General features: G+C 63.5%; 19 protein-coding genes. 8 read left to right on the forward strand and 11 right to left on the reverse strand.

The window, feature by feature from the left end; translation table 11 throughout:
- On the forward strand, positions 1-246 hold a 246-nt coding region (locus tag KAZ48_06405), incomplete at its 5' end, for a PLP-dependent transferase (GenBank protein ID MBP7972413.1).
- A gap of 30 nt (positions 247-276) precedes the next feature.
- On the forward strand, positions 277-1470 hold the full coding sequence (locus KAZ48_06410) for a homoserine O-acetyltransferase (protein MBP7972414.1): 1194 nt from the start codon (positions 277-279) through the stop codon (positions 1468-1470).
- Here KAZ48_06410 and KAZ48_06415 read toward each other — a convergent pair.
- From KAZ48_06415 to KAZ48_06425, 3 genes are all read right to left on the reverse strand, one after another.
- Positions 1467-3704 carry an MMPL family transporter gene (locus tag KAZ48_06415; GenBank protein ID MBP7972415.1) on the reverse strand — a complete coding sequence of 746 codons (2238 nt, stop codon included), beginning with the start codon at positions 3702-3704 and terminating at the stop codon, positions 1467-1469. The genes KAZ48_06410 and KAZ48_06415 overlap by 4 nt on opposite strands.
- Positions 3705-3909: 205 nt before the next feature.
- The gene (locus KAZ48_06420) at positions 3910-4467 is read right to left on the reverse strand and encodes a pyridoxamine 5'-phosphate oxidase family protein (GenBank protein ID MBP7972416.1); all 558 of its coding nucleotides are present in this window, start codon (positions 4465-4467) and stop codon (positions 3910-3912) included.
- 34 nt (positions 4468-4501) lie between these two features.
- Positions 4502-5419 carry a hypothetical protein gene (locus tag KAZ48_06425; protein MBP7972417.1) on the reverse strand — a complete coding sequence of 306 codons (918 nt, stop codon included), beginning with the start codon at positions 5417-5419 and terminating at the stop codon, positions 4502-4504.
- A 95-nt stretch (positions 5420-5514) separates the two neighbouring features.
- On the opposite strand from KAZ48_06425, the gene KAZ48_06430 reads away from it, so the two are divergent.
- Entirely contained in the window at positions 5515-6354 is an 840-nt protein-coding gene (locus KAZ48_06430) for a universal stress protein (GenBank protein MBP7972418.1), read from the forward strand.
- A 65-nt stretch (positions 6355-6419) separates the two neighbouring features.
- A complete protein-coding gene (locus KAZ48_06435; GenBank protein ID MBP7972419.1) occupies positions 6420-7205 on the forward strand; it encodes a crotonase/enoyl-CoA hydratase family protein in 786 nt (261 codons plus the stop codon).
- A gap of 62 nt (positions 7206-7267) precedes the next feature.
- Here KAZ48_06435 and KAZ48_06440 read toward each other — a convergent pair whose 3' ends face one another.
- The 3 genes from KAZ48_06440 to KAZ48_06450 form a co-directional block, all read right to left on the reverse strand.
- Complete coding sequence (locus KAZ48_06440) at positions 7268-7978, reverse strand: disulfide bond formation protein DsbA (GenBank protein ID MBP7972420.1); 711 nt, start codon at positions 7976-7978, stop codon at positions 7268-7270.
- Positions 7979-7990: 12 nt separating this feature from the next.
- Entirely contained in the window at positions 7991-9547 is a 1557-nt protein-coding gene (locus KAZ48_06445) for a 4-coumarate--CoA ligase family protein (protein MBP7972421.1), read from the reverse strand.
- Between the two features lie 85 nt (positions 9548-9632).
- Positions 9633-10574, reverse strand: coding sequence for an EamA family transporter (locus KAZ48_06450; GenBank protein MBP7972422.1), 942 nt, complete (start codon positions 10572-10574; stop codon positions 9633-9635).
- A gap of 80 nt (positions 10575-10654) precedes the next feature.
- Between KAZ48_06450 and KAZ48_06455 the strand changes: the two genes are divergently transcribed.
- Positions 10655-11560 carry a LysR family transcriptional regulator gene (locus tag KAZ48_06455; GenBank protein MBP7972423.1) on the forward strand — a complete coding sequence of 302 codons (906 nt, stop codon included), beginning with the start codon at positions 10655-10657 and terminating at the stop codon, positions 11558-11560.
- 98 nt (positions 11561-11658) lie between these two features.
- Here KAZ48_06455 and KAZ48_06460 read toward each other — a convergent pair whose 3' ends face one another.
- From KAZ48_06460 to KAZ48_06475, 4 genes are all read right to left on the reverse strand, one after another.
- Entirely contained in the window at positions 11659-12327 is a 669-nt protein-coding gene (locus KAZ48_06460; protein MBP7972424.1) for a TetR/AcrR family transcriptional regulator, read from the reverse strand.
- Positions 12328-12342: 15 nt separating this feature from the next.
- The gene (locus tag KAZ48_06465) at positions 12343-14502 is read right to left on the reverse strand and encodes an enoyl-CoA hydratase/isomerase family protein (GenBank protein ID MBP7972425.1); all 2160 of its coding nucleotides are present in this window, start codon (positions 14500-14502) and stop codon (positions 12343-12345) included.
- A 28-nt stretch (positions 14503-14530) separates the two neighbouring features.
- Positions 14531-15742 carry an acetyl-CoA C-acetyltransferase gene (locus tag KAZ48_06470; GenBank protein ID MBP7972426.1) on the reverse strand — a complete coding sequence of 404 codons (1212 nt, stop codon included), beginning with the start codon at positions 15740-15742 and terminating at the stop codon, positions 14531-14533.
- Between the two features lie 149 nt (positions 15743-15891).
- Positions 15892-16848 carry a sulfite exporter TauE/SafE family protein gene (locus KAZ48_06475; protein MBP7972427.1) on the reverse strand — a complete coding sequence of 319 codons (957 nt, stop codon included), beginning with the start codon at positions 16846-16848 and terminating at the stop codon, positions 15892-15894.
- A 267-nt stretch (positions 16849-17115) separates the two neighbouring features.
- Between KAZ48_06475 and KAZ48_06480 the strand changes: the two genes are divergently transcribed.
- From KAZ48_06480 to speB, 3 genes are read left to right on the forward strand one after another with little or no spacing between them, the layout of a single operon-like run.
- On the forward strand, positions 17116-17640 hold the full coding sequence (locus KAZ48_06480; protein MBP7972428.1) for a heme-binding protein: 525 nt from the start codon (positions 17116-17118) through the stop codon (positions 17638-17640).
- Positions 17641-17694: 54 nt separating this feature from the next.
- Entirely contained in the window at positions 17695-19113 is a 1419-nt protein-coding gene (locus KAZ48_06485) for an FAD-dependent oxidoreductase (GenBank protein ID MBP7972429.1), read from the forward strand.
- 36 nt (positions 19114-19149) lie between these two features.
- A complete protein-coding gene (gene speB / locus KAZ48_06490) occupies positions 19150-20181 on the forward strand; it encodes an agmatinase (GenBank protein MBP7972430.1) in 1032 nt (343 codons plus the stop codon).
- Positions 20182-20199: 18 nt separating this feature from the next.
- Here the strand turns inward: speB and KAZ48_06495 are convergent.
- Positions 20200-21224: enoyl-ACP reductase (locus KAZ48_06495; protein MBP7972431.1), on the reverse strand; the 1025-nt coding region annotated here is incomplete at its 5' end.

Below are 21224 nucleotides of genomic sequence, written 5' to 3' on the forward strand. Positions count from 1 at the left end.
GTTGAGGGCTTGACGTTGCACAGCCACGTTGCCAACATCGGCGACGTGCGCAGCCTGGTCATTCACCCGGCCTCGACGACCCACTCGCAACTGTCGCCGGCAGAGCAGGCCAGTGCTGGTGTGACACCTGGGCTGGTGCGTCTGGCTGTCGGCATCGAGAACATCGATGACATCCTGGCCGACCTGGACACCGGCTTCGCTGCCGCTGCCAGCGATGTCGCCTTCGTTGACGTGACCACGAGCTGACGCGATCGTTAGCTGACAGACAGAACACCAGTGCCAACTAACGCCGATCGTCTCCCGGCCGCCACCGCCGCGTGGCAGCCGGGAGACGATCCGGCGTGGCGTCAGTTCGCGTCACTGGGCAGCCTGGATTTGGACCTCGGTGGTTACCTGCCACAGGTCGACGTTGCCTACGAGACCTGGGGTGAACTCTCACCTGCCCGCGACAACGCCGTGCTGGTGCTGCACGCTCTGACAGCCGATTCCCATGTCGTGGGCACCGACGGCCCCGGGCAGCCGACTGAAGGCTGGTGGCAGGACATAGTCGGACCGGGAAGACCGTTGGACACCGACAATTGGTTCGTCATCGCCAGCAACGTGCTTGGGGGCTGCCAAGGGACAACCGGGCCAGCATCGCTCGCGCCCGACGGTCGATCTTGGGGATCGCGTTGGCCACGCATCACGGTGCGTGATCAGGTCGCCGTCGAGGTCGCTCTGGCCAACCACCTTGAGATTGACCGGTTCGCGTTGATCGTGGGTGGATCTATGGGCGGACTACGCGCCTTGGAATGGGCGATCACCGAACCCGATCGCGTCGGAGCTGCCGTGGTGCTGGCCTGCGGGGCAGCTGCAACCGCTGACCAGATCGCCGTACAGACTGTGCAGATCCAAGCCATCACCGCCGATCCGCAATGGGCCGGGGGCGACTACCACGACGCCGGAGTCGGCGGGGGTCCTCACGCGGGCATGGGCGTCGCTCGGCGCTTCGCGCACATCACCTACCGATGTGAACCAGAGTTCAGCCAACGCTTTGGCAACAAGCCCCAACCCGGCGAAAACCCCTATACCGGCACGGCAGCTGGTGTCATTGCCGGCGCTGGCCGATTCTCGGTCCAGTCGTACTTGGATCACCAGGCGAACAAGCTCGCTCGGCGGTTTGACGCTGGCACCTACGTCACGCTGACCGACACGATGAGCACGCACGATGTTGGCAGGGGACGCGGGGGCGTCGACGCCGCACTGGCCTCGATTCGCTCACCAGTCGTGGTCGGCGGCATCACCAGCGACCGCCTCTACCCATTGCACCTGCAGCAGGAGCTCGCCGACAAGATTCCCACCGCCTCCGCGCTGCACGCCATCGAATCACCGCACGGACACGACGGCTTCCTGCTGGAGAGCGAGGCAATCGGCACGACGATCAAGGAGGCTTTGGCGCTGACTGCGCCGGTTCCCACCGCGCAGGACTAACTGCCTGTGGTGGCGGGCTCCTTCTCCTTGTCCTGATCTTCCTCGGGCGCCGAGTGCTGCGCGGAAGCCGAAGGTCCCTCCACGGTGACCTTTGGAAGGATTTTCCCGAGCCACTTGGGCAGGTACCAGTTCGCCTTTCCCAGCAGGGTCATCAGCGCCGGAACGAACATCAGCCGGATGACGAAGGCGTCCAGTGCGATCGCCACTGCCAGCGAGAGCCCGAACAGCTTGATGGTCGCATTGTCCTGAAACACGAAGGACAGGAAGACGCAGAACATGATTGCTGCCGCGGCAACCACCACCAGGCCCGAACCGCCGAGTCCGACCCGAACCGCCAGCCGGTTGTCGTGATGGTTCTCCCACTCTTCTTGCATCCGGCTCACCAGGAAGACCTGGTAATCCATCGACAGCCCGAAGAGGATCGCGAACAGCATGACCGGCAGGAAGGGCAGGATCGGTCCCGCCGAACTGACTCCAAAGAGCGAGATCAGGTTGCCCCACTGGAAGACGAACACCGAGACACCGAGGGCGGCTCCGTAGCTCAGCAATGCAGTGACCGCTGCCGTGAGCGGGATCAGCAATGACCGGAACAGCACCATCAGGACGAGGAAGCCCAGACCCACAACCACGAGCAAGAACTCGGGAAGCTTCTCGCTCAGCACTGAGCTGAAGTCCTCAGCGACCGCGGTGGAGCCACCCACATACGCAATGAGGCCGGTACCCTTCACCGCCTGCGGAATAGTGGTATTGCGCAGTTGCACAAGTAGATCCTGGGTGCCAGCAGACTGCGGCCCGGTCTTGGGAATCACGGTGATCAGCACCGTCTTGCCATTCTTTGAAATGGCTTTGCTGCCGGGATCGACTGGGGTCGCCAACGCCACATCGGGGGCATCGCCGATTGCTTTGGACAGCGCTTGAGCCTGTGGCAGGGCCGCAGCATCGGGCAGTTGGGCCACCACGATGAATGGGCCATTCGCCCCAGGTCCGAATGCTTGCGCCGTGAGGTTGTAGGCAATGCGCTGTGGGTCAGTTGGCGGGTTTCCACTGGCGTCGGGGAAGCCTTCGCGCATTGATAAGGCCGGGACGGCGAGAACCGCCATGAGCAACAGCGCCCCGCCCCCAAACAGCCAGCGGCGACGCTCGACGAGTACGGCATAGTTACGGAAACGGCGTCCTCGGTCGGCGGTGGCGGGCTTACGACCCCACGGCATCTTCAGCGCGAAGACCCGTGGACCTAGCAGCGAAAGGATCGCTGGCAGCAACGTCACTGCCGTGATCATGACGGCGACCACGGTCACGGCGGCACCGACCGCGAGCCCGTTCAGGAAGCTCAGGCCCAGGACAAAGAGCCCGGACAATGCAATGACAACGGTCAGGGCAGCAAAGACAATGGCTCGCCCGGCCGTGCCGACTGCGGTATGGGCCGCTTGTTTGGGCTCCTCCCCCGCAAGAACGGCCTGTCGGTAGCGATTCAGGAGGAACAGCGAGTAGTCAAACCCGACTCCGAGCCCGATCATCGCCGCGAGAGTTGGCGCAAAGCTGGCCATCGTCATGAAGTTCGCCGAGATGAGCAGCAGGCACAGACCCACCAACAGCCCGAGCATCGCCGTCAGCAGCGGGAGTCCAGCGGCAACGACCGATCCGAACATGATCAACATGATGATGATCGCCGCGATGATGCCGACGACCTCACTCTCGGGTGTATGGCTGGTCGCGGTGCCGATGACGGTTCCAGCGGCGCCGACGGTCATGCTCGAGGAGTTGAGTGACTCGACCTTCTCGACAATCGCCTGCCCGTCAGCTTTTGGCACGTCCACATCGGGCATCTTGAACGTGACGTTGAGTTTTCCGATCTGCCCAGTGGGGCTAACCAACCCAGATTTCAGCGCTGCGATTGCCGAGGGCTCGTTGTACGGGGACTGGACACTGGCAACCGAGGGAAGCGCCTCGACCTGCTTGGTCAGCGCCTTGATATCGGCCTCGGTCTGTTTGTCGGCAATCGTGCCGGACGTATTGCGGAAGAGTATCTGCACCGACGCATTTGAAGTCTCGCTGCCGAACTCGCTGGCCAGCAGATTCGCCGCGCGCGTCGAGTCGGTGTTCGGCAGGCTGAAGGAGTCGTTGAGCTTTCCCATATTCGTAGCGGTCAGACCAAGAATCACGACGAGCAACACGGCCCAGGTGATGATGGCCTGCCAAGGACGATTGACAGCCCAGCGAGAAACGGGACCCATGAATCGCTCCGATCAGTTCGATGACGGTCAGGCACGGCAAACCTTAGGGGAGGTTCGCGGGTGAACCTCGATTGGAAAGTCCTCACCCATCCACCAACTTCATCGGTGGATCGTCGACCGGGGGCAGGCTCAACTCGGGTGCGGCGCCTCGCCTCAGTCCGGGCTGGGCACCTCCCGTGTGCCCCCGCTGCTGGTCTCCCGCCAGCTACGGTGAAGGCGCGCCAATGCTCGGGAGCCCATCGATGCTCGCCGCATTCTTCGCTGCTCGATAGGTGTCGAGCTCAGCATCGCTCTTGCGGCCCGCCCAGTCATCGAGTAACTGCCGGTCACCGCGGTACTCATACTCAGGAATCGAGAACCCACACGAATCGCTGACCCGTTCGACCGACACCACGACGACCGCCCGTGCCCCGGGACGATCGGGGAACAGACCGAACCATTCCGGACCGCCCAACTCGTCGACTGTGACGACTCGGGCACGGCCATGCAGACGGACGATGTTCGGCGGGCCGTCGAAGGCGCAGAACATGACGACGATGCGGCCGTTCTCCCGCACATGGGCAATCGATTCACTCCCGCTGCCGGTCAGATCGAGGTACGCAACCGTGTGTTCATCGACCACCCGAAAGGTGTCCTGATGCCCCTTCGGGCTCAGGTTGATATGTCCATCATCGGCAAGTGGCGCCGTGCCGACGAAGAAGATGTGCTGAGCCTCGATGAACTGGCGGAGTCTGCCATCGATCTGCGAGTGAAGCTTGCTCATGGCTTGCTCTCCCAACGAAGTGCGCGAGTCCGAGTCATTCGGCCCAGCCGGCTCGGAGCCGTCGTTGCACCGCAGCGGCGAAACGGTCCGCCGCGTCCACTGCGGTGTCGATGAACAACGATGGCTCAAACAATTCGGCCTCCAAGACCAGTGGACTGCCATCATCGCCGGTAACGATGTCGATGCGCGCGTAAAGCAGCGATTGGTCAGCGCAGCACTCGCGATGGCCGATCGCCGCGACGGCCGCTACGGCCGCTGCCTCGGCGAGGTCCCATTGTTCGGGTGTGGGACGCACTGGGGCGATCACCTCGGTGTACTCGCCGCCGATGAGCCCGCCACCGTGCTCAAGTAGCGGACCTTTGCGGACCGCATGGGAGCGCACCCCGTCAAAGAGGATCAGCGCCAGTTCTCCCTCCGCCGCCACACTGGCGATTGCCGGCTGGATCATCACGGTCTTACCCAGTGCGAGGACCATCTCTGCCAATCGCTGGGCCGCCGGATCAGCAACTGTGAATAACCCGGTGTCACGCGAGCCAGCGGACACCGTTGGCTTCACGACGACTGCCCGCGCCTCGACTTCGGCGAGTCGCGCAGCTGCCTGATCCACCGTGGTGGCCAGGACCGTGGGCACCACGGCAATCCCCCGGCGTTGCAGTTCAGTCATGTACTTCTTGTCCAGATTCCAGCCAATGACCTGCGGACAGTTCAGCACCCGAGTCAGTGAACTCACATCGTTCAGCCATTGCTGGAACTGCCCCAGAAAGAGCGAGTAATCCCACGTCGAGCGAATCACCGCGAGGTCGACCACCGACCAGTCGACGCCAGCGTCGCGCCAGTCCGGCGTTGTGACGGAAATGCCGCGTTGCTCCAATGCAGCCCTCAGTGCCGGCAGATCCATGTCTACCTCGCCGCAGGACGCAGGGTCGGCGGTCACCAGTGCGACGCGGTCCACTGTCGGCTCCCCTCTGCCAGCAGAGGTGCATCCGGTGCTGGCGGTCAACCGTTAACACAATCAAGTGCGGCCGATGTGGCAATAGACTCTCATTCGTGACCAGCACACCGCAGACATCCCCTAGTCCCATCGTTGTCGGCTATGACGGCTCACCGACCAGCGACAAGGCGCTGCAGTGGGCCGTTGCACACTCGGCTCACCTGGATCTGCCGCTAGTGGTGGCGCTCGCCGAGAACGTGCGATTGGACGAGTCGGGGCTGGAGAACGAGGACGTCCAGATTCGCCACGTGGTTGGCAAAGCCGCGCCAGCGTTGTTGGCCCTCGTCGATGAAGTGGCGGCGAGCCTACTGGTTCTGGGCCGCCGTGGACGGGGCGGACTCGCGAGCTTCCTCCTGGGGTCAGTCAGTGACGAGTGCGCAACCAAGGCGCCCTGCCCCGTTGTCGTGACCGGAAAGCACTCGTTCACCGGGCTCTCCCAATCCACGATCGTGGTCGGAGTTGATGGTTCTCCCGACGCTGACGACGCGCTCAGCTGGGCAGCGGCGTTGGCTCGGGCGAACAGCGCGCGACTGCACGTGGTTAGCAGCTGGGAGGCCATCGAGGTACCCGGCGATTCGCTAGCTGGTTCCATGCCGTTCCTGTCCGGGGAGACGATGGACTACCTGCAGTCGGACGCCGAGAAACTGGTCCAGACCGTGGTGACCCGTTGCGAGGGCCAGCTCACCGGTCTCGAAGTCACCACGGAGGCCTGTATTGGTGATCCGGCCGCCGCACTCTGCGATACGGCTGCGGAGTTGCGGGCGTCGCTGTTGGTGGTCGGGACACGGGGAGTGGGTGGAATCCGACCACTGATGCTCGGATCCGTCGCGCGCAGTTGCTTGCATGGGGCACCGTGCCCCGTCGCGGTGACCCGGAGCCGACCGAGCGGTCAGTAGGCTCGAAGGCACGCATCACACCCTCCCCACCCGAACGAATCATCGAAGCCCCGAGGAGTAGTCCCATGAGCGAATTGGTAACCGTCGATCTCGACGGTCATGTTCTGATGATCGGGATCAACCGGCCAGAGAAGCTCAACTCATTCAACTTGGACACCATCGACCAGTTCGGTGCTGCCTACCAGCGCCTGGCCGAGGACCCGGCCGTCAGAGTCGGAGTTATCTCTGGCCACGGTGAGCACTTTTCGGCCGGCCTTGACCTTGCCGAGGTCGGCCCTGCCGTCGCTCAGCACGGTCCGCAGATTCTGTCCGGCAACTACGACTACGACCCCTACGGCATGTGGAAGCCGCAAGCATCGAAGCCGGTGGTGGTGGCGCTCAGTGGCTACGCCTACACCCTGTCCATCGAGTTGGCGCTCGCCAGCGACATCGTCATAGCTGCCGACAACACGCGGTTCCGGCAACTTGAGATCGGCCGCGGCATCATGCCCTTCGGTGGCGCCACCGTCCGCGCGACGGCTCAACTCGGCTGGGGCAACGCCATGCAGTTCCTCCTGACGGCGCAGGAGTTCGACGCCGCGCAGGCACTGCGGATTGGGTTGGTGCAGGAAGTCGTGCCGAACGGCGAACAAGTGGCTCGTGCTCGGGAATTGGCTCAGGTCATCGCCAAGCAAGCACCACTAGGTGTTCAGGGCACGCTGATCAACGCGCGCATCGCTAGGGGCCAAGGCCACGACGCGGCCGTCGAACACATCGGAGCACTACTACCAGAGCTGCTGGCGAGCAAAGATGCCGCGGAGGGAATCCGCAGCTTCATCGAACGCCGCGATGCGGACTTCTCCGGCGAGTAGCGCGCACTGTCTGCCTGGCCTCGGCCGCTGCTCGCAAGCGCCGGTTCGCAGACAACTGAGGCTCAGCGAATACCGCTGTCCGGGTGCGGCCGGTCACTCACGCGCTTGACCTCGTAGAAGCCCGGCTCGGTCAAGACCGTGACGAACGCGTCAAACAGCTCCACGGCACGTTCCGGGTCCGGCAGTTCGGTGAGGACGGGTCCAAAGAATCCCGGCGCGCCACTGATGGAGACGGTGGGCACGCCGATCAACTCGCGGCGCTGCTGCCCGACGGGCACCTGTTCGTGCGACTGCTCGATTGCCCAGTCCCAGCTAGCAGTGTGGGCCGCGGCCAGGTGGGTTGTGGGCAGACCGAGATCGGCCAGTGACTTGGCAACTGCGTCCGTGCTGCCCTGAATGCAGGTGGTCATCGTGGCCAAGAAGTCCGCTCCCGAGGCGGTCTTGGACGGCTCGAACGTTCCGCCCTCACGATGCAAAGCGGTGCCCACCGACGTGTAGAGCGCTCCAACGACCTCATCACCGTGCTCGGCCCGAACTGAGGCGAACACCCGCACCGGTCCGCGGGCGACCTCGGTGTATTCCTGGACGGGCGGCGGTGCATCCGGGCTCTCGTTGAGAATTCCCAGACTCATCAGGTGCCAGTTGATTGTGATGGCTCGCTGTGCCGCAACTTCGGTCAACCAGCGCGATGTCAGCCAGGCGAACGGACAGATGGGGTCGAACCAGTAGTCGACGACCAATTGATCGCTGGGGTTGGTTGTTGCATCTGGCATGTCTGACGCTCCTCAGAGGTCGAGCGAATCGCGCAGCAGCCGCCGCAGGATTTTGCCCGAAGCGGACTTGGGAATCACCTCAACGAAGGTGACGCTGCTGATCTGTTTGTAGTGGGCAACCTGTCCGGAAACGAATGCCTTCAGATCCTCTTCGGTGGCCTCCTGGCCCGGCTTGACAACGACGAACGCGACCGGAACCTCACCGGCCTGCTCGTCGTTGCGTCCGATGACTGCCGCGTCGGCCACGGCCGGATGGGTCAGCAGCAATGCTTCAAGTTCAGCGGGTGCGACCTGGAAGCCCTTGACTTTGATCAGTTCCTTGAGCCGGTCAACCACAAAGAGGTGGCCGTCGGAGTCGATGTGGCCAATGTCGCCGGTGTGCAACCAACCGTCAGCGTCGACGGTCTCGCGGGTGGCAGTTTCGTTGTTCAGGTAGCCCTTCATCACCTGCGGGCCGCTGATCCAGATCTCGCCGTCGGCATCGACATCCAAGTCGTCGCCGGTCTCCATGTCCACGATGCGGGTCTCGGTGTTGGGTGCGGTCACGCCCACTGAACCGGGCTTGAAACCGCCTGGCGTTGTCAAGTGCGAGACCGGCGAGAGCTCAGTCATCCCGTAACCCTGCACGACCTCGCAACCGAGGCGGGCGCCTGCCTCAAGAGCAAGCTCAGCCGATAGCGGTGCTGCGCCGGAGAAGAACTGCTCGACCTTGGAAAGGTCGTACTTGTCCACCAACGGATGCTTTGCCAGCGCAACCACGATGGGGGGCGCCACAAATGAGCGCGTCACGCCGTATTTCTCGTGCAAGGCGAGGAACTCTTCAAGATCAAAACGGGGCATCGTGACGACGGTGGCTCCGGCCCGGAGGCCACAGTTCATCAGCACCTGCATCCCATAGATGTGGAAGAACGGGAGCACTGCGATGAAGGTCTCGTCCTCCCGCATCTGTGCTCCAACCAGGGTTTGTGCGACGTTCGACACCAGGTTGTGATGCGTGAGCATGACACCCTTGTTCACACCTGTCGTACCGGAGGAGTAGGGCAGGGCCACGACGGTGTCCGGCTCGACGGGCACCTGGTCGGCCAGCGGTTCACCCAGCCAGTCCGACAGTGGTGTCGCACCCTCAACGGTGCTGCCGATGACGATGATCTCAGTGACCATCGTGTCCACGACGGCAGTGGTGGCAACCTCAACGAAGGGTCCGACCGTGACGAGCAGGGTTGCCCCGGCATCGGTCAGCTGCTTGTGAATTTCACCGTCGGTGTAGGCAGCGTTGATGGTGGTAACAGTCCCCCCGGCCAGTGCTACGCCGTGGAATACGACCGCGTATTCGGGGATGTTTGGCGCCAACAGGGCAAGCACGTCACCGGGCTTGAATCCGTTGGCCACCAGACCCCCGGCAAACCGACGCACCGCGTCATGGAGTTGCGCGTAGGTGATGACTCGCCCACTCGGCCCGTCGATCAGGGCAGGCTTATCGCCGCGGGCGGTGGCTGCTGACAAGATGAACTCGGTGAGCGGCAGATCGCTGAGCAGAACGTCGCGCAGCGGGCTCGCGTGGATAGTCACGATCGATGGCCTCCGTGAAGGGATAGCTAGGCGGCAAGGCGATTCTCCGCAGTTAACCACAACGATGGGCGCACCGGGCAGGGGCTCAGTTGGTGGCGTTTCCGGCGACCACTCTGGCCTCGGTCAGTGGCTGATTGGGACCTGCCTCGATGACTCGTGCCCCGCCGCGTTGGGCACCAATACCGGCCGCAACCACCATGGCGATACCGATCACCGACGCCACGTCGAGGGCCTGGCCGAGAATCGCCAGACCCATCAACGCCGCGAGCGCGGGCTCCAATGCCATGAGCACGCCGAAGGAGGACGCGTTCAGGCCCCGCAACGCGATCATTTCCATCGCGTAGGGCAACAACGGGGTGATGACCGCCAGGGCCGCGCATTGCAGCAGGACTGTCGTGGTCAGGTGCGGAATCGCCTGCGGCATGCCGATCACCCCCGCGACCAGCGCAGCAACGGGCATGTAGAGCGCAAGACCGGTGAGTCCGGGCAGCTCGTCGCCAACTTTCTGGGTCATGACGATGTAGGCCGCCCAGCAGGCAGCTGCCAACGCTGCGGCTGCAATTCCGGCCAGATCGACCGAACCCTCCCAAGGTCGGGTGAGGGCCAGTACACCCACGACCGCAAGCAGCGGCCACGCCATCGATTGGCGGCCCCGTCCGTGGACGACGGCCACCCCAAGTGGTCCGAGGAACTCGATGGCACTCGCGGTTCCCATCGGTAGTCGACTGATCGCAAAGAAGAACGCCACCGCTTGCACGCCGACGACGAATCCCAGGACACCCGCGTGCCGCAGGTGGCGGCGCGACATCTTCCATGGTTTGGGCCGGATGAGGATCAGCAGGAACAGCGCGGCCCAGGTGGTCCGCACCCAGGTCGTGCCAGCTGGCCCAAGCACCCCGATCAGCGGGATTGATAGGGCTGCACCGAGCTGGATGAAGACCATCGCCATGCCAGCGCTGCCGGTCGCCCACGTCGTCGACCGACCACGTGTCGCTGGCAACGCGACGGCGATTGTCGGGGAACCCATTAGCCAAGTAAGTCATGGGTTGACCATCCACGTCTACCATATGTTTTTGGACATATCATCCAGTAGAGATGGACGATTTCATGGACACTCGAAGACTGCGGGTTCTGCAGGAGTTGGCGGAGCGAGGCACGATGCGCCAGGTCGCGGCCGCGACTGGCTACAGCACCTCGGCCGTCAGCGCTCAACTCGCCGCATTGGAAGACGAGGTTGGCGTTCGGCTGCTGGAACCCGACGGACGTTTGGTTCGATTCACCCCCGCTGGACGGCGCCTCCTTGCCCACTCCACCACGATCTTGTCTGATGTCGAGAGCGCCCTGGCTGACCTCAACCCCGACGCTCTGCCACACGGCCTGGTCCGCGTCGCCTCGTACGCGAGCGCCCTGGTGGCGAACTGCGTGCCGGTCACCCGAGACCTGCTGCGATCTCACCCGGACGTGCAAGTGGAGTTGCAGGAGCGCGAGCCTGACGAGGTACTGGAACTGCTGCGCGACGACGCCATCGACATCGGCATCAGCTATGACTACAGCCTTGCGCCTCGACCGAAGCCTCGTGGCTACGTCATCACCGAGGTCGCAAGCTCACCACTGAACCTGGCATTGCCGACGCGAACGATCGCTGGTTTCCCGCATGCGGTCGACGATGATTTGGCGCTGCTCGTACGCGATCCCTGGATCGTCAATTCCCGAGGAGCTGACGACGACGAATTGGCGGCCCGGGTTTGCGCCTTCTTTGGCGTCACTCCGACTGTGACGCATCGAGCTGACAGCTTGGAGATCGTGCAGGCGTTCGTCGCCGCTGGCCTGGGGATCGCGTTGTTCCCGGCCGCAATTGAGCCCCTGCCAGGGGTGCGGATGGTTCCCCTGCCAGCGACGATGGGGTCCCGCCGAAGCTTCGTCGCGATTCGGCAGGGTCGCGAGCACTGGCCGGCGACCGCCCTGTTCGCGCAGTTGATAGGTGCAAACATTGCCGCGCACGCTGCAACCTGAATCCAGGGGGGTGGCTGCCAGACCGGTAGTCGAAGGGATACGTCGAGGGGCTGCAGGGAACAGAACCTCGCAGCCGTGGTGGCCACTGGGCAGGATCATCAGGTGCGGCTGGGTGCCTCGATGGGTTCGAGGGCGACGATGCTGAAGAACGACTCGACGAGCCGATCGATGAGCACCGTGCGCGATACCTCGCGCGGATCCCACACCAGTGCGATCTCCTCCAGGCCTGTCAACCAACCACGCACCAGAAGTTGGGTGCACTGACTAGGCCCATTGCCGGCTTGCAGACCTGCGGCGTGCAGCCAGACGGGCACGATTTCCCACCGGAGCCGATCAATCGTCGCGAGCACGGCTGGGTCTCCGCCAGCAGCGCCACGAACCAGTCGCACGTACATGTCCCGCGATGATTCGACGAGGCGTAGGTAGCCCTTGATGAGGGATTCAACCCGCTCGGCGGGTGTTGATCCGGCTGGTTCGCGGCCGCCCCTGAGCAGTCGCAGGCCCGCCGCTTCCACCACCGCAGCGTAGTAGTCGCTCTTGGTCGGAAAATAATGGAACAGCAGGGTCCGGGAGATACCGGCCCGATCAGCGACCTCTTCCAACGGCAACTCGTGGATCGGACGCTCGGCGAGCAATTCCAAACCGATGTTGGTGAGTTGGCGCCGACGCTGGTCGGCCGGCAGCCGGGCGCGTCCACCAGAGGTTGATTCGGTGGACGCCCTGGCGTCGGCCCTTCGCGAGCGATCCTTGTCGGCCGGATCCGTCATCGGAGGCGACCGTTGCTATTCGTAGCTTCCGCCGGACTCAGCCAGGGCCACCAGGGACGCCGGTGGCGTGAAGCGATCGCCGTAGTCGGCAGCGAGTTGGCGTGCCCGCGCGACAAATCCCGCGGGTCCGCCTTCGTAACCATTGATGTACTGCAGGACGCCGCCAGTCCATGGCGGGAAACCAATTCCGAAGATCGATCCGATGTTCGCATCCGGTACAGATCGCAGCACGTTCTCGTCCAGACACTTGACGGACTCAATGGCCTCAATGAAGAGCATCCGCTCGGCCATGTCATTGAACGGAATCTGCTTGGTCCCGCCGAACGCATCGCCGAGGCCTTCCCACAGACCGACCCGCTTGCCGTCTTGGTATTCGTAGAAGCCCGCGCCGACCGCACGGCCACCGCGCTCGTGTTCGACCACCATCGTGTCGATCACGGCGTAGGAGGGATGCTCGATGAACTCGCTTCCTTCGGCCGCAGCCGCAGCACGGGCGGCCTCTCGAATCCTGCGCGCCAGAATCATGCTGACCTCGTCGGTGAGCGCTAGCGGGCCAGTCGGGTAGCCGGACTGAAGGGCTGCCTGCTCGATGGATTGCGGAACGATTCCCTCGCCAACCATCGCGGCGGCTTCGCCAAGGAAAGTCCCGATCACCCGGGACGTGAAGAAGCCCCGACTGTCGTTCACCACGATGGGCGTCTTCTTGATCTGCATCGCCACGTCGATAGCCATCGCAATAGCTGCATCGTTGGTCTTCTCGCCAACGATGATCTCCAACAGCGGCATCTTGTCTACCGGTGAGAAGAAGTGCAGCCCGATGAAGTCATCGGGACGGCTCACGTGCTCAGCGAGTTGGGTGATGGGAAGGGTTGACGTGTTCGATCCCAGCAAGGCGTCCGGTGCGAGCACCGGCTCGATCTCGGCGTAGACCTTCGCCTTGAGGTCTGGGTCCTCGAACACAGCCTCAATGAGCAGGTCGGCGCCCTTTGCGAGCTCCGCGCTATCGGTCGGGGTGATGCGGTCGAGGACTTCATCTCGAGCGGCCTGCGTCATCCGCCCACGCGACACCGCCTTGTCCAACAGGGTGGCGCTGTACGCCTTGCCCTTCTCGGCAGACTCCAGGGCCACATCCTTGAGCACGACCTCCATGCCAGCGCGCGCGCAAACGTAGGCAATGCCGGCACCCATCATTCCGGCACCCAGAACAACAACCTTCTTGGCGGTGAACGTCTCGAAGCCCTTGGGACGTCCGCCGCCTTTGTTGATGTATTGCAGGTCGAAGAAGAACGCCTTGATCATGTTCTTGGAGACTTGACCAGTCGCCAGCGAGACGAAGTACTGCGTCTCGATCTTTGACGCGTTGGCAAAGTCCACCTGCGAACCCTCGACGGCAGCCGACATGATCGCCTCTGGCCCAGGCATCGGGGCACCCTTGAGTTGCTTGCGCAGGTTGGCTGGGAACGCAGGCAGCATCATCGCGAGTTTGGGGCTGCTCGGCGTCCCTCCCGGGATTCGGTATCCCTTCACGTCGAACGGCTGGACCGACTCGGGATTTGCCTTGATCCAGGTGCGCGCTGACGCGAACATCTCTTCCGGGGTGTCGACGAGTTCGTCGACGAGCCCGAGTTCAAGCGCCTTCTGCGGGGAACGCTGCTGACCTTGCAGCAGGATCTCCATGAGTGCCTTCTGCAGGCCGAACATTCGGACTGTGCGGACCACTCCGCCACCGCCGGGGAGCAGACCGAGCGTGACCTCAGGAACGCCGATCTTGCTGCCCTTTGCATTGAGCGCAACCCGGTGGTGGCAGGCCAGTGCCAACTCAAGTCCACCGCCGAGGGCCGCCCCGTTGACTGCCGCCACCACCGGCAGACCGAGGGTCTCCATCCGGCGCAAGCTGTCCTTGAGGCCGTCGACCTGCTGCTCCATCTGCGCTGCCATCTCGGGTTGTGCCTGGCGCAGCAGGTTCAAATCGCCACCAGCGAAGAAGGTCTTCTTCGCACTCGCCACGATGACTCCGCTGATGGATTCCTTCTGCTCGACCAGGCGATCGACCGTCGCGGCGAAGTCATGTTGAAATCGGGCGTTCATCGTGTTCGCGCTTTGGTCTGGGTCATCAATCGTCAGCGTGACGATCCCGTCAGCGTCTTGATCCCACTTGATCATGTTCTCTGTCATGTCGTTGTCTCCGATGTCTGTTCGCGCGTCAGACGCGCTCGATGATGGTGGCCAGGCCCATGCCGCCGCCGATGCACAACGTGATCAACCCGTAGCGACCACCGGAGCGCTCAAGTTCATCGACGACAACGCCGGTGATCATGGCTCCCGTTGCCCCGAGCGGATGCCCCATCGAGATTGCGCCACCGTTGACGTTGACGTTGTCGATTGAGAGATTCAAGTCCTTGGCCCACTTGAGGACCACCGCGGCGAACGCCTCGTTCAATTCCCAGACATCGATGTCGTCGACCGTCAGGCCCGCGCTGGCGAGTGCCTTGAGCGTGGCGGGGGTCGGGCCAGTCAACATGATCGTGGGATCGGCCCCACTGACGGCTGTCGCGACCACCCGGGCACGCGGTGCGAGGCCGAAGTCCTTGCCGACCTGCTCGTTGCCGATCAGCACCAACGCAGCACCGTCGACGATGCCCGAGGAATTACCGGGCGTGTGAACGTGATTGATCTTCTCAACCCAGTGGTACTTCTGCAGGGCGACCGCGTCGAAGCCGCCCATCTCGCCAATGCCGGCGAAGGACGGGTTGAGCTTTGCCAGCGACTCCATCGTGGTTTCCGGTCGCATGAACTCGTCGTGATCGAGCAACAGCACGCCATTGCGGTCATAGACCGGCACGACCGATTTGGCGAAATGGCCACCGCTCCACGCAGCTGCCGACCGCTGTTGGGAGAGCACGGCGTAGGCGTCCACGTCCTCCCGGGTGAACCCCTCAGTCGTGGCAATCAAGTCGGCACTAATCCCCTGCGGGACAAAGTAGGTGTCGTACGCCGTCTCGGGGTCCATGGCCCACGGGCCGCCGTCGCTACCCATCGGCACGCGACTCATGCACTCGACGCCGCCAGCGATGATCATTTGGTCCCAACCGGCGCGCACCTTCTGTGCTGCCATGTTCACGGCCTCAAGAGCAGACGCGCAGAACCGGTTGATCTGGGTGCCGCCCACGGTGTCTGGCAGGCCGGTGGCGATCGCGACCGTCTTGGCGATATCTGCTCCCTGGTCACCAACCGGGGTCACACAGCCAAGGATCACGTCATCAATGACGTTGGTATCGAGGTTGGGATGGCGATGGCGCAACTCGTCAACGAGGCCACCCATCAGCGTCACCGGCTTGACCGCGTGAAGGGAGCCGTTTGCCTTGCCCCGCCCACGGGGGGTGCGGATTGCCTCGTAGATGTATGCCTCAGACATGAGTCTCCTTCGGTCCTGCACGATGCTGTCGATAACTGACCCCGGGCTCACAGTGACTGGCTCCGGCTTATTGACACTAAGTCAATAAGCCGGAGCCAGTCAAGCACTTCTGGTGGTTCAGCCGACGAGTCGCGCGCTCCGACAGACAGTCACTGCGTTCGAGTTGGCGCATCTGCTTCCGGAGCTCCCGGGTCGAGCATGTCCGCCTCAGGCGCATCGGCCGGTAGCGCGCCGGCACGGGCCTCGCGGCGGTAAGAGACAAGTACGGGTACGCCAATCACGACCGTCGCAACCGCCGTAATGACTCCCGTGGCGATCGGAGGAGTTCCCAGCAGGGCGAGGCCTGCGGCACAGACCAGAACCATTAACAGGTAACGAAGCGCCTGACCGTTGTAGCGGCTCGACACCCGCGCGCCGAGCCAGACGCCCGGGATTTGACCGATCAGCAGCGCCGCCACCACGAGCCAGTCGATTTCGCCGAGGCCCCAGTGAGCCAGCGCGCCGACCGCCAAGAGCGGTACAGCTTGCACCAAGTCCGTGCCGACCAACCGAGACGGGAGCATCGCTGGGTAGAGGACGATGAGCGAGGCGGAAATAAGTGTGCCCGAACCAACTGAGGTGATGCCCACCATCGTTCCGACAACCAGTCCGATGACCGCGATCAACGCGCGGCGTCGGGGCGACAGATAGATCGCTCGGCGGGGACTATTCGCCGCGAACTTGCGCAACCTCAGCCGGACGACTGTGAAGACGACACCGACGAGCAGCGCGACGCCCACCAGGCTTCGCAGGATGGTGGTCCCGTCTGCCGCCGAAACCAACTGCCGGAACAGCAAGGTGCCAATGAGCACGCCAGGAATCGAACCGACACACAACCAGAAGACCATCCGCATGTGCGGCGTCCGTCGAGCCAAGTGGACTCCTGCCCCGACAGGCTTCATTACGGCGGCCGAGACAACGTCGGTCGAAACGGCGATCGGCGCGGGGATGCCGAAGATGAAGATCAGCATGGGTGTGACTATGACCGCTCCACCCATACCGGTCAGGCCCACCATGAAGCCAGCGAAGAGTCCGCCGACAGTGATGAACCAATCAATGTTGTGCACGCTCGACCCACTCCCCTCCGCGAGACTCCAACTGCTGGACGTCCGTCGAACGTTGTCGACGATTGGTCGCACGCGAACCGTACTTAATGACCAAGCCAAAACGTGACCGCGACTTGCGCGTCGCCGACTTTGGAGCCTCCTGCCGAACGGCCTTCGCCTTGAGCGGCCATCGCCGAATCGGCTTGACGATCGAGGTGAAAGGAATAGACGGTCGTCTCACGGCGCTGAAGTGTTCAACGACGACTCATCCAACGACGGCGGGAAACAATGACCGAGCAGCAGGCGTACACCGTTATCGACAAGCGCGCGGACTTTGAGGTTCGTGAGTATCCGGCAGCGGTCGTGGCGCAGGTCGAGGTGCTGTCCTCGTTTGACAGTGCTGGCACCAAGGCTTTCCGGTCACTGGTGTCATTCATCGGTGGCGCGAACAGCAGCGGCGAGAAGATCGCCATGACCTCACCGGTCATCCAGGAACCAACCGGCGACGAATCGGTCCAGGCAGTTTCCTTTGTCATGCCGAACGGCTCAGCCGCCGAATCAATGCCGAGCCCGTCGAACCCCAAGGTGAAGGTGACTCAAGTACCGGCTCAGTGGGCAGTGGCGCGTGGTTACAGCGGTCGGTGGACTCACAACTCCTACCGGCGTCACCTGTCGGAACTCGCACGCGCAGCGACGGACGCGGGTTTTACCGTGAACGGCAGCCCTCGGTACGCGCGGTATGACCCGCCCTGGACCCCCTGGTTCCTGCGACGTAATGAGGTCATCCTCCCGGTCGAACCGCTACCGGAGTAGCCGTCGCCCTCGGGTGCGATGATGGGCGCCACGTCACACCCACAAGGGGCCCTCATGTCATTCGCACGCGAAGGAACGCCACGGTCGCGCCGCGCAGTTGCCAACGCCAAGCAGGCGCCGTTCTGGCTTGATACCGATCGACGACCCGAGCCGGCCGAGGCGCTCGTTGGTAGTACCGACACCGACCTTCTGGTCGTCGGGTCGGGCTTCACGGGTCTGTGGACAGCCTTGTTGGCCAAACAGCAGGAACCACGCCGGGACGTGGTGGTCGTCGATGCGCACTGCGCGGCTACCGGTGCCACCGGCCGCAACGGAGGCTTCGTTGCGGCATCGCTGACCCATGGACTGCCAAACGGCCTCGCACGCTGGCCCGACGAGTTGGCAGCCATCACCCGAATGGGCATCGAGAATCTGGACGCGATCGCCGCAACCATCGCCGAGCACCAGATTGACTGCGATTTCGAGCGCACCGGCGAGCTCGCGGTCGCCACGTCACCTCACCAAGTCGATGAGCTGCGCGACCTCGCAGCTGCCGCAGCGCCGTTCGGCGAACGGTTGGAGTTCTTGGATGCCGACGCTGTTCGAAACCTGGCGAACTCACCCACCTACCAAGGCGGTCTTTACGACCCGCACGGCGTCGCACTGGTAGATCCGGCCCGGCTGGCGTGGGGGCTGCGCGACGTTTGTCAGACGCTCGGCGTGCGCTTCTTCGACAACACCGAAGTCACCGAACTTGACCGTCGGGGCAACGCCATGGTGGCCACCACCCCGTATGGCCAGCTCAACGCCCGCAAGGTCGCGTTGGCAACCAACGCGTACCCGTCACTACTGCGGCGCGTGCGCCAGTACATCGTTCCGGTCTACGACTACGTGCTGATGAGCGAACCGCTGTCGCCCGAGCAACAAGCGAGCATCGGCTGGGACGGGCGGCAAGGTATTGGCGACAGCGGAAATCAGTTCCACTATTACCGCCGAACTGCTGACAACCGCATTCTGTGGGGCGGCTACGACGCTGCGTACTACTGGGGCAGCGGCTTCGGATCCAGCTACGAACACTCACCCGAGGCCTGGGCTCGGATCGCCGAGCACTTCTTTCAGACATTCCCGCAGCTTGAGGGCCTGACCTTCACTCACAAGTGGGCTGGCGCGATCGATACCTGTACCCGATTCTGTGCCTTCTGGGGCACTGCCCACCGTGGGATGACGGCCTACGTTGCCGGCTTCACGGGGTTGGGGGTGGGTGCCTCGCGATTCGCCGCCCTCACGATGCTCGATCAACTCGACGGCCGCGACACTGAACGAACTCGCCTTCGGATGGTTCAGACCAAACCGATGCCATGGCCGCCGGAGCCGATTCGAGCAGCGGGCATCGGCATCACCAGATGGTCGCTGGACCGAGCCGACCGAAACGCTGGCCAACGCAACGTGTGGTTGCGTACCCTGGACCGACTTGGACTGGGCTTCGACTCGTAATTTCGTGTTTGCCGCGCAGTGGCTAGGGTGGGTGCCGTGACCCGCTACGGAACTCAGTTCGGCCCGGACATCACGTTCCTCGGGGTCGACAAATGCGACCTGGACGACGTCAGTACGTACCAAGATGCAGACGTCGTGATCATGGGCGCGCCCTTCGACGGTGGCACTTCCTATCGCTCTGGTGCTCGATTCGGTCCGAAGGCACTGCGGGAGACGTGCTACCTGGAACACGACGGGTCGCGACCAAGCCTGGCCATGCGCGTCGACGGCCTCAAAGACATGCGGGTTGTCGATGCTGGTGACGTTGAGATGTACAGCGGCGACGCCGCCCGCTCGTGCCGCGACCTGGAGGTCGCTGTTCAGCAGGTCGCCGAGGCTGGGGCAATCCCACTGATCCTCGGTGGCGACCACACCGTCACGTGGCCCGACGTCACCGGCGTCGCCCGGGCTCGTGGCTGGGGCAAAGTCGCAGTCATTCACTTCGATGCTCACGCCGACACCGGCAACATCGAGTTCGGTTCCCTAATCGGCCACGGTCAACCGATGCGCCGGTTGATTGAATCGGGTGCCGCCCGCGGCGATCGGTTCCTGCAAATCGGCCTGCGCGGGTATTGGCCGCCACCGGACATTCTCGACTGGATGGCTGAGCAGAAGATGCGCTCCTACGAGATGACCGAAATCGTCTCGCGGGGCTTGACCGAATGCCTGACCGAGGCCTTCGCCATCGCCCTCGACGAGTGCGATGGGGTGTTCCTATCCGTGGACATCGACGTCACCGATCCGGGCCATGCGCCGGGGACCGGAACACCAGAACCGGGCGGACTGAGCAGTCGGCAACTCTTGGACGCAGTGCGCCGTATCTGCTACGAACTCCCAGTCTTCGGGATGGACATTGTCGAGGTCTCGCCGCCGTACGACCACGCGGACATCACCGCGCTACTGGGAAACCGCGTCGTCCTTGAGGCACTGTCTGCAATGGCTCGTCGCCGGCAAGACGAACGTGACGGGACAACGTGGGATCCGACGCAACCACTGCTCGCTGATCGCATCCCGGGTGAGCATCGCTGACGTCGGGACGTAGCAGCGTCAGACCTTCTTCACCTCAACGGTGAAGTCCGCCCGGCGCAGGCGCTCGGCAAGCTGGTCACCCATCGCGGTGGCCGGAGTCAGCACTCCTGCTCGATCAGGTAGGGAATCCGATTCCAGTGCCAAGCACAGCGCTGCTTCAGAGATCATCACCGACGTCGCGGCGTAGCCAGGGTCACCGCTCGCGGCGATAGTCGAGACGTATGTGGCGCCGCTAGTCGTCTTTGCGTTGACTTCAATGCGGAAGCGGCCAGCTTTGCGGGCGGACTCCGATGGACCCTCGCCGGGATCAGGAAGCGCCCGATCGAGCACCGTTCGTAGGCCTGGTGTGCCCATGCCAACAAGTGCGAAACCAAGACCGGTCGCCATGGCGGCCGCCTTCGCCGGTGCCGTCGGGCCGTTGCCGAAGAAGCTGACTTCGCGGTAGCGGAACTCCGGGCCGTAGGCCCAATCCAGTAAGGCGTCACTGCGACGAACGATGCGGGTGTTGTATGCCGCCATGACGAACGGCCCGATCCAACCGCCGAGGTCGGCCGAGCGTTCGACCACCACGGTGTCCTTCGGCTGTCGAGCGGCTGAGACCTTTTCGCGGTCGGGGCTCAGGGAATACGGATCGGCCAGCAGCTTGCGCAAAGACGAATCAGATTTGACCTCGTCGACCTGGGTGCGCATCGAGTCGATGGTGCCGCCGCTGAACCCGCCCTTCATCGACTTGACGACGAGCGTCGTGTCAGTCAGCGTCCCAGCACCGTCGGCAGTCGCCTGCTGGTAGGCCAGGAAAACCCCTAGGTCGCTGGGAATCGAGTCGAAGCCACACGAGTTGACGATGCGCGCGCCAGTTGCTTTGGCGGCTGCGTCAAACTGATCGGCGCAGCGCCGGACAAACAGCACCTCACCGGTCAGGTCGACGTAGTGGGTGCCAGCGTTCGCACATGCCTCAACCAATGGCAGGCCGTATTTGGCGTAGGGGCCCACTGTGGTGGCGATGACGCGGGTACGCAGCGCCATCGACTCAAGCTCCCCCG

It is taken from the genome of Candidatus Nanopelagicales bacterium (assembly GCA_018003655.1).
Lineage (GTDB): Bacteria > Actinomycetota > Actinomycetes > S36-B12 > UBA10799 > JAGNDY01.